At 39.3% G+C, this 9,408-nt stretch carries 10 protein-coding genes; 3 read left to right on the forward strand and 7 right to left on the reverse strand.

Features of this window, described 5'->3' with window-relative positions; all coding sequences use genetic code 11:
- Positions 1–48: 48 nt before the first annotated feature.
- Positions 49–1,116 carry a M42 family metallopeptidase gene (locus ACIFOT_RS09405; protein WP_430064075.1) on the reverse strand — a complete coding sequence of 356 codons (1,068 nt, stop codon included), beginning with the start codon at positions 1,114–1,116 and terminating at the stop codon, positions 49–51.
- Between the two features lie 180 nt (positions 1,117–1,296).
- Between ACIFOT_RS09405 and ACIFOT_RS09410 the strand changes: the two genes are divergently transcribed.
- Positions 1,297–1,617 carry a PepSY domain-containing protein gene (locus ACIFOT_RS09410; RefSeq protein ID WP_430064077.1) on the forward strand — a complete coding sequence of 107 codons (321 nt, stop codon included), beginning with the start codon at positions 1,297–1,299 and terminating at the stop codon, positions 1,615–1,617.
- A gap of 38 nt (positions 1,618–1,655) precedes the next feature.
- On the opposite strand, the gene ACIFOT_RS09415 is transcribed toward ACIFOT_RS09410, so the two are convergent.
- Positions 1,656–2,492 carry a YtnP family quorum-quenching lactonase gene (locus tag ACIFOT_RS09415; protein WP_430064079.1) on the reverse strand — a complete coding sequence of 279 codons (837 nt, stop codon included), beginning with the start codon at positions 2,490–2,492 and terminating at the stop codon, positions 1,656–1,658.
- An 88-nt stretch (positions 2,493–2,580) separates the two neighbouring features.
- A complete protein-coding gene (trmB, locus tag ACIFOT_RS09420; RefSeq protein ID WP_430064081.1) occupies positions 2,581–3,222 on the reverse strand; it encodes a tRNA (guanosine(46)-N7)-methyltransferase TrmB in 642 nt (213 codons plus the stop codon).
- Between the two features lie 163 nt (positions 3,223–3,385).
- Here trmB and ACIFOT_RS09425 point away from each other — a divergent pair, with 163 nt between their 5' ends.
- On the forward strand, positions 3,386–3,664 hold the full coding sequence (locus ACIFOT_RS09425; RefSeq protein WP_430064083.1) for a YtzH-like family protein: 279 nt from the start codon (positions 3,386–3,388) through the stop codon (positions 3,662–3,664).
- On the opposite strand, the gene ACIFOT_RS09430 is transcribed toward ACIFOT_RS09425, so the two are convergent.
- From ACIFOT_RS09430 to thpR, 4 genes are all read right to left on the reverse strand, one after another.
- Positions 3,665–4,438 carry a phosphotransferase gene (locus ACIFOT_RS09430; protein ID WP_430064085.1) on the reverse strand — a complete coding sequence of 258 codons (774 nt, stop codon included), beginning with the start codon at positions 4,436–4,438 and terminating at the stop codon, positions 3,665–3,667.
- A 172-nt stretch (positions 4,439–4,610) separates the two neighbouring features.
- Complete coding sequence (gene pulA / locus ACIFOT_RS09435) at positions 4,611–6,740, reverse strand: type I pullulanase (RefSeq protein ID WP_430064087.1); 2,130 nt, start codon at positions 6,738–6,740, stop codon at positions 4,611–4,613.
- On the reverse strand, positions 6,727–7,710 hold the full coding sequence (locus ACIFOT_RS09440) for a diacylglycerol/lipid kinase family protein (RefSeq protein WP_430064089.1): 984 nt from the start codon (positions 7,708–7,710) through the stop codon (positions 6,727–6,729). The genes pulA and ACIFOT_RS09440 overlap by 14 nt, the downstream gene beginning before the upstream one ends.
- 20 nt (positions 7,711–7,730) lie before the next feature.
- Positions 7,731–8,297, reverse strand: a complete 567-nt coding sequence (thpR, locus tag ACIFOT_RS09445; protein WP_430064091.1) for an RNA 2',3'-cyclic phosphodiesterase — start codon at positions 8,295–8,297, stop codon at positions 7,731–7,733.
- 139 nt (positions 8,298–8,436) lie between these two features.
- Here thpR and cysK point away from each other — a divergent pair, with 139 nt between their 5' ends.
- On the forward strand, positions 8,437–9,369 hold the full coding sequence (gene cysK / locus ACIFOT_RS09450) for a cysteine synthase A (RefSeq protein ID WP_430064093.1): 933 nt from the start codon (positions 8,437–8,439) through the stop codon (positions 9,367–9,369).
- Positions 9,370–9,408: the final 39 nt, after the last annotated feature.

Consider the following 9,408-nt stretch of genomic DNA (forward strand, 5'->3'; position numbering starts at 1 on the left):
ATCTCCTTTTGCATATGAAAAGGAGGCATGAAGAATGCCCCCCTAAAATTAACTGTTTGCTTTAATCGTATCCACTGTCGTTTGATCACAAGACTTCACTAATTTAATTAACAATTCTTTAGCGGCGGAATAATCATCTACATGAACGATGGAGGCATGTGTATGAATATAACGAGAACAAATACCAATAACCGCACTTGGAACACCTTGATTGGATTGATGCACACGGCCGGCATCTGTGCCGCCTTGTGAAACAAAATATTGATAAGGAATATTGTGCGTTTCAGCCATATCGAGGACAAATTCCCTCATTCCACGATGTGTCACCATCGATTTATCCAGGATGCGAAGCAAGGCTCCTTTTCCTAAATGGCCAAATTCTAATTTGTTTCCGGTCATATCATTGGCAGGACTCGCATCAAGCGCAAAAAATATGTCAGGATTAATCATATTGGCAGCCGTTTGTGCTCCACGCAAGCCTACTTCCTCCTGGACAGTTGCACCAGAATAAAGGGTGTTTGGCAAGGTCTCATCTTTTAATTCTTGAAGCAATTCGATCGCGAGGCCGCAGCCATAGCGATTGTCCCATGCTTTTGCTAATATCTTTTTTTCGTTTGCCATTGGCGTAAACGGACAAATCGGAAGGATCACCTGACCTGGCTTTATACCAATCTTTTCAGCATCCTCACGATCATCGGCACCGATGTCGATCAGCATATTTTGAATTTCCATTGGCTTATTTCGTTTCGCTTCGTCTAAAAGATGGGGAGGGATAGAACCGACCACTCCAATAATAGGTCCATTCTTTGTCATGATTTGTACACGCTGGGCTAGTATCACCTGACTCCACCATCCGCCAAGCGGCTGAAAACGAAGCATTCCATTATCTGTAATGGCGGTAACCATGAAACCTACTTCATCCATATGCCCTGCCACCATTACGGTAGGTCCTGCCCCTTTTTTTACACCAAAAATGCTGCCTAATTTATCTTGAACGATTTCATCCGCGTACTGTGATAATTGTTCCCTCATGAAATTTCTAACTAAATGTTCATTCCCTGGGGCTCCAGGGAGCTCTGTTAGCGTTTGAAAAAGCTTTAAGGTTTGTTCGTTCATAGTCAGACTCCTTTAGTTTTTCTCGATATTAATATGTATCCTTTTATTTTACAGAAATTTCGAACCCCTTACCACTATTTCTAATTCGACTGTTATATTATCTTCTACAATCCAAATAAGATATACTGAGGTTGGGATTGTTTGATCATGATATTTTCTGAATAGATGGGGGTGCTTTTTTTGAACTGGAAATCATTTCTCATTGGTGCTGCTTTAGGTGCCATTAGCGGGTATGCGGCAAAGGAAATCCTAAGCCAAAAGACAACTGTCACACCTGAAAAAGTTTTGGAGCACGTCAAGAAACAATTTAAACATAATGGATCTATTAGTGGTTCATGGATTCACATGGCTGTCGAGCCGTACGAAAAGCAGCAAATAAAATATCGGGTTTACAAAGGCGGCATCTCCAAAAATAACAACGGATTAAATGAACAATTTGAGTTTATCGCCGATGCTCAAACTGGTACCATCATAGATATTCAACCTTTAACCAGTAATTAAAAACAGCCGCATCCTACACGATGCGGCTGTTTGTTTTATTAAGACCGTTTTATGCCTTCGATTACTTTTCCATCAATTTCCAATTTTACTGCGCGGTAAAAGGCATCATGGTAAAACGTAAACCATGCCTTTCTCTCGATTGCATAGGATACCCATTTTTCTTTTGCGGCAATGGAGTCCATTGGATAATCATCATAGGCCATAACCCATAAAACATTTTGATGGGCATGTGTCGCCATGAGGTCGGCCATATGGATGGCCATTTCTCCTTCATCCTCAATAATAAGGATCGAATGTCCGTCGCTATGCCCGCCTGTATGGGTCATTCTAATCGCTCCGAAACTCCACGATTCGTCGAACGTCTCAACCTGTGTTTCAATGGCTTCCCAGTTTTCTTTCCAATATGTATTCTTGGACCGGATATTCGGGTTTCGCATCTCTTCCCATTCTACATTTGAAGTGATGATTTTGGCATTTGGAAAGGAAGAAGTATACCCGCCATCTTCAAGCTTCGTTAATCCACATGCATGGTCAAAATGTAAATGTGTCATTAACACATAATCTATGTCCCCTGCATTTAATCCCAGTTTGGCCAATGAAGAGTCAACCTCAGATTCCTTAGTAACCCCATAATTTCTTAGTTGTTTCTCCGTTAACTTTCCATTACCAATCCCGGATTCAACTAATAAATTTTTACCATTCATTTGAATCAGAATTGGGTCGGTTGGCAATTCAATTTGGTTTTTCCCATTGGGTGGATATTTCTTCGACCATAATCCTTTGGGAACCACGCCAAACATGGCACCGCCATCTAAATTTGTCACTCCTCCAGATAACCAGGTCAGTGTTACGTTTCCAATCTTTAATGTTTGCATTATTGCAACCCCCTTTTTTCTATTTTAGCATTGTCCCATATTTAGGAAAAATAAAAAGAACAGTCCCTAAAAGGAACTGTCCTGATTATTAGTTTTGATATTTTACTTCACAGCGGTAAATACGATTCCCCATTTCGGAGAATTTCTCTTCGTATTCCGTCATGATGTTACCTTCGTAACCACTCTTATGGAAATCTAAGCTAAGATATTTTAATAATAAGCCGTACTCTGAAAAGCTCATTAGCGAATATTCAAACAGTCCTTGATTGTCTGTTTTAAAATGAATTTCCCCGCCATCAACCAAAATATCCTCATAAAGCTTTAAGAAATCTTTATAGGTCAATCTTCTTTTTTCATGACGTACTTTTGGCCATGGATCTGAGAAATTCAAATAAACACGGTCAACATCATTTTTCGCAAAATATTTCTCTAAATCAGCTGCATTCACATTAAGCAGCCTAAGGTTTGGCAAATCCGCTTCGATTAAACGGTCTAAAGCCGCAACGATGACACTGTCATACAATTCAATGCCCATATAATTAATTTCTGGATTTGCCTTAGCCATTTCGGTCATGAATCGGCCTTTTCCAGTTCCAACCTCGATATGAAGCGGTTGTTCATTTCCAAATACCTCATGCCATTTACCTTTACACAATTCTGGATTCGCTACAATATATTGAGGATGCTGCTCTATTTTATCCTTTGCCCAAGGTTTATTTCTAAGTCTCATTTTCGCACTCCTAAAAAATAATTTCGTTCAAACCATAACACGCGGCCCTTTCACTTGCAAGCCAATCTTGTTGGAAAAAAGCAAAATGCATAAACAAAAAAAGAATTCACAACCTAACTGTGAATTCTTTTTATAAAAATCCCACTTGAAAGGGTGTTGTGTCATGCCATTAAGTCATAGTGACCAGGTTGCCTTACTTACGGATATATTAAGCAATCATCAAACGGATTGCTGCGGGTCTGTAGCAGAATGTGAACAACTAGAACGATTAGTGAAATCCCTCATGGTTAACACACAGGTTGATAAAAATGTTAAAAACATTTTGCAGGAGGTTTATCAATACAGCCAGTATGGTGCTGGGACGGCCAATTTGGATGAACATATCCAATCTAACCAAGAAAACCTATCACAATGGGTAAACGATATTGGTCAGTTTTCTTAATTAGAGGATTTCCGCTAAAAACTTTATCCACTTATCCCTTTCTTCGATGCGGTTTTTATTTTTATACCACTGGATTGAAGATAAGGTCTGTAAAGCCGTATACCATTTCATTCTAAGCCTTAAATGATCGGTCAGCGTTTTCCCGTACATGCTTAGCCAATCCTGCCAATTTTCTTCTGGAATATACCAATAAAGAAGCAGTCCAAGGTCTATCGCAGGGTCGGCTATCATCGCCCCGTCCCAATCAATTAAATACAACTGGTTGTCTTCCGCAAGCAGCCAGTTGTTATGATTCACATCACCATGACATACCACTTTTTCTTCACTATAAACATTTTTCGCTTCCTTCTTTAAGAAGTTCAATGTTTTTTGTACTTCAGGAAATTCAAGGATTTGTTCATCCAAGTCATCTATCACTGTTTGAAAAAGGGTCTCGGGATCCAATGGTGATTTTTCTAACCGGCTAAGCATACCCAGCATCGGCTCTGATTGGTGAATTTTTTTCAACAGCCTGGCAACAAGCTCCTGATTCATCTCAGATGGTTTCAGTTCCCGGCCTTCAAGCCATTGCTGTGCTGTTATGACATCTCCGTTTTCCAACCGTTTCGTCCAAACAAGCTTTGGGACGATACCTTCTGCCGATAGTACCGCAAGGAAAGGAGAAGAATTCCGCTTTAAAAAAAGCCTTTGATCTTCATATCTTGCATAAAAGGCTTCTCCTGTCGCGCCTCCAGCAGGGATAATTTCCCACTCTTGTCCTAATATATGTTCCAAAATTGTTCACCTTCAATTATGCCGTTCTAATGGGAGCTTTTAGATAAAAAGCAATGCGCCTTTTTACCTTCATTCAATAAATAAAAAAAGGCTATTGAAACCATAGCACACAATAGCCATCTTAATAAATTTTATCTCCAATTGCCTTTTTTCGTCAAGTAATCTTGGGAAACTATTTTTTCACTAAAACATTTAATGAGATTGGTTCAACAATTATTTCCTCAAGCTGAAAGGCTTTAGATGTAGAAATCCCTGCAAATTCATGATTTGCTATAACAGACCATTCCCCTTCAGGCAGTGTGATCTGCTGCTCACGGGATGACGAATTAATGATTAAGATTACTTTGGCCTTTTCATAATAAATTCCTAAAACAGGGGAGTTAAACGGTAAAATTCGAATATTCGAGCGAATTTCAGCTTGGGTTCTCATGCGAAAGCAGGAGTATGTTTTTCTGATTTGAATAAGGCCTTTCATATACTCCACATTTTCTTTATATGTGCTTTTCCGCTCCCAATCGAGTTGATTAATGGAATCTGGCGAACGATAACTGTTTCCATCCCCTTGTTTCGTTCGAAAAAACTCCTGTCCGCTATGCAGAAAAGGAATCCCTTGTGCCAATAAGACTAACCCAGTCGCGAGACGGTGATATTTCATTCGGGAAGATTCATCTATATTTTTATGACAGGCCAGAAGTTTATCCCACATGGTATGATTATCATGACATTCAACATAATTTACTGATTGGGATGGTTCATTAAACATTCCATTTCCTTTTTTATTGAAACCGATGCTTCCCGTCATTAACTCAATTGCTGCCTCAAGATAATGCTCATTTCCTAAAGCGTAGCCTTTATCAAATAAATTAAAAGTACTGCCTTTAATGCTGTCGCGAAACTTATCATTAAACTGGGCAATTCCCGGCATCTTCGCCTGATTCGCTATAATCGCCTTTTTGTCATGAGGAAGAGGCGTGTTAAGATTCCAGCCCTCACCCAGAATAATCGTGTCACTTGCTATGCTGTCACAGAGAGTTCTGACTAAATTCATTGTCTCAACATCCAAAATACCCATTAAATCAAATCGAAAGCCATCAATATGGTATTCTTCCATCCAGTATTGAATCGAGTCTAATATAAACTTTCTAACCATCTTCCGCTCAGATGCAATATCATTGCCAACACCAGTCCCGTTTGAAGGAAGTCCTATCTCGTTATGACGGAAATAATAACCAGGAACCACTTTTTCAAAAGAGGAATTTTCACGGATATAAATATGATTATAAACGACATCCATAATGACCCTGAGACCAGCACGATGAATTTGATCAATTAATTGCTTTAATTCCATAATTCTGGAATAGGGATTAGAGGGATCTGTAGAATAACTGCCTTCTGGAGCATTAAAATGGAGCGGGTTATACCCCCAGTTATAATCCTTGTTTGGTTCCAGTTCATTAACACCTGCAAAATCATGTACAGGAAGAAATTCAATGTGGGTAATCCCCAAAGCTTTTAAATATGACAATCCTGTGGGCCCACTATCTCTTCCTTTTGTGTCTAACTCACCAGCGCCAAGATAAAGACCTTTATGGTTTACTCCGCTGCCCGGATGAATAGTAAAATCTCTGATATGTGTTTCATAAATAATCGCATCAACAGGGTTTGAGATACAAGGGAGATTGACTTTGGGCCGATTTGTTTTTGCAAGGTTTACAATAACACCATGTTCACCATTTGCCGTCAAAGCCTTCACATAAGGATCAATTACCTCACGCCATTCCAGGTTAACGTGAACAAGAAAACTATAATGATAGTATTCTAAATCACCATTTACTATAACGGACCAAATCCCACGATCTTCCCGCTTCATTTTTAGAATTTCTGAAAATTGACTGTCAGGAGGACGTAATTTTAATTTGACTCCAGTTGCTGTCGGAGCCCAAATTTTTAGCTGAGTTTGCTTTTCACCATAGGTCAGCCCTAGATCGTTACCGTCATAATAAAATTTATCATCAAATGAATCCGTTCGGATGACTGCGCCTATCTGAAGATCTGTTTTTCCTCCATGTTCATCCAATATCCAATACTGTCTTCCAAACAAAATTTCCTCTGAAAGCTTGCAAATATACTTCATCTTGTTTTCTATTTGCCGCTTTTCCAAGATTGTCAAAGGGAATTGTTGAAAGTCATCGGAAACAATGAATGAAGAGGATAAACCATGCTGATATGAAAGTGGCAGAAGAATCGTAATGATCTTCATCTCATCTAAGTAGGCAAGAAAATTTCGTTCAGTGGCAATCATTAGAATCCCTCTCTTTCAAATCAACTATCTCTTTACTTGCCCTCCTTGTTAACACTGACAGGGCTTTCTGCTGCAGGTTAATGGTCAAGGGTGTAAATCCAAGATGCTCTCCATCCCCATGAACATAGAGAGAGTCATGTGAATGCATGGAGACAACCTTCCCTTTAAAGGTCTTCACTTCTTTAAAATAGATATGTTTTCCCCAAAAAACACTTATAAAAACTAGTAACAACTTAATTCTAGATAACTCATGAACAACCGTTATATCGAAGAGTCCATCATCTGGTTTGGCTTCAGGAGCAATTTTCATACCGCCTCCATAATAAGGTTGATTGGAAACGGTAACAAACCATGTTTGTTCAAATATATGCTTTTTCCCGTCAATTGATAAATCAATTGTGGATGTTTTAAAAGTAAAAACCTTTTTTAAGAGAAAATACACATAAACCAAGCGGCCCATTAAAAGCTTATTAAACAAGGCCTTTATAGGAGATTGATTCACTTCATAGGAAATGAGGGCATCAAATCCCGCACCCATATTGTTTATAAAATAGTGCTCGGAATGGTCTCCCAGCATTATTTTTCCTGTATCAATTGAGTGCGATTCCTGCTTCATCAAACTGATTATCACCTTAAGGGCTTCTAATGGATCTGAAGGGATTTGAAACCCTCGTGAAAAATCGTTTCCTGACCCCCCAGGGATAAATCCTAAAGTAATTTTATGGTTATTCACAATTCCATTCATAACTTCATGCATAGTTCCGTCTCCGCCAACAGCTATCATTAACTTTTGATCATTGTTGCTGGCAGCAATTTGGCTGGCGAGAATTTTGGCGTGACCTGGGAACTCTGTAAAAAATGCCAGGTAGGAGATTTGTTCTGCCTTTAATAAGGCTTCGATATTTCTCCAAATTTTAAAGCAGCGGCCGTTACCTGCTTTTGGATTGATAATAAAATATATTTGTTTCATTTCGCCAACCCTTACTCTATTTATTTTAAAGGATATATCGTTTTGGCCTCATATTTAGGTGTTTTCTGAAGATGTGTTTGGTAAAGCACCACTTCTTGAGCTTGAAAGGTCAGTGGTTCTGCCTGGAGCTCCTGCCACACTTCAAGCTGCTCTCTTTGAAAAGCTTGTTCCCCATTCCACTTTCTAGCTAGTGTAATATGGGGACGAAATGGACGAGTTTCTAGCTGGAAGCCAGCCTTTTCACAAGCAGAAAAGACTTTACCTCTTAGTTCATTTAGCTCCCGGCTCTCAACCGTATCCGCCCAAAATATCCTGGGTGAATCTTGATTACCGAATATTCCAAGTTTGTTTATTTTCAAATTGAATGCTTTTTCATTCTTTATGTCTTCTCTCACCTTTTTTTCTGCTTCTGCTAGATTTTCAGAAGCTGCACCCCCTAGAAAAGCCAAGGTAATATGCAAATCCTGATAATGAACCCAGCGATTAAAAGGGAGGCTTTCTTTTAATTTGTCCATCCGGTCCTTTAGGACTATTTTCGTTTCATCAGGGATTTTAACTGCAAAGAAAAAATGGTTTCGATGTTCCATGATTGTTCATCCTTTATTAAATTTTAGTCTATTTTGACATAATTGTATCTACTTAACGAAGTACATTATCCGATATTTTTTACATTGCAGAAAAAATTATTTATCATTAGGATAGAAGGTACAGAAAGGAAGGGCCCAAATGAAAGTCGTAAATAATATAGCCGAACTAATCGGAGACACACCACTTGTCAAACTAAATCGCCTTGCTCCTAAAGATGGGGCCTCTGTATATTTAAAGCTTGAGTTTTTTAACCCCAGTAAAAGTGTAAAAGATCGGGCTGCTTTTAATATGATAATCGAAGCAGAAAAAGCAGGAAAATTAACCAATGGCTCCACCATCATTGAGCCAACTAGCGGTAATACAGGTATCGGATTAGCAATGAATGCTGCAGCTCGAGGCTATCGCTCAGTTATCGTGATGCCTGATACGATGACACAGGAACGAATTAATATTTTAAAAGCCTATGGTGCGGAAGTTGTTCTTACTCCAGGGGAGGAAAAAATGCCGGGTGCGATAAAAAAAGCACAAGAATTAGCAACGGCTATTCCAAATAGTTTTATTCCGATGCAGTTTGAGAATGCTGCAAATCCTGATGCCCACCGTTTCACCACCGCTGTTGAGATCATCAAAGCAATGGAGGAAATTGGCAAGCCGTTATCGGCTTTTGTTGCCACAGCCGGAACGGGCGGGACCATTACAGGAACAGGAGAAGCCTTAAGAAAACATTATGAAAATCTATTAATCCATGTCGTGGAACCAAAAGGGTCACCTGTTTTATCTGGCGGGAAACCCGGCAAACATAAGCTCGTCGGGACCAGCCCAGGATTTATTCCTGATATCCTTAACCAAGATGTATATGACGAAATTCAAAAAATCTCGGATGAAGATGCTTATGAAATCTCGCGCAGATTAGCTAGTGAAGAAGGCATACTTGTTGGGCCATCATCAGGTGCTGCCTGCTTTGCTGCATTACAAGTCGCAAAGAAATTATCACCTGATGAGGTCGTAGTATGTATTGCTTGTGATACAGGGGAAAGATACTTATCTGGTGATTTATTTAAGTTTGAATAGAAATAAAGACGTGCTAAAAATTGGACTTAACCCCGTCAA

This window comes from Neobacillus sp. NRS-1170 (genome assembly GCF_050468025.1).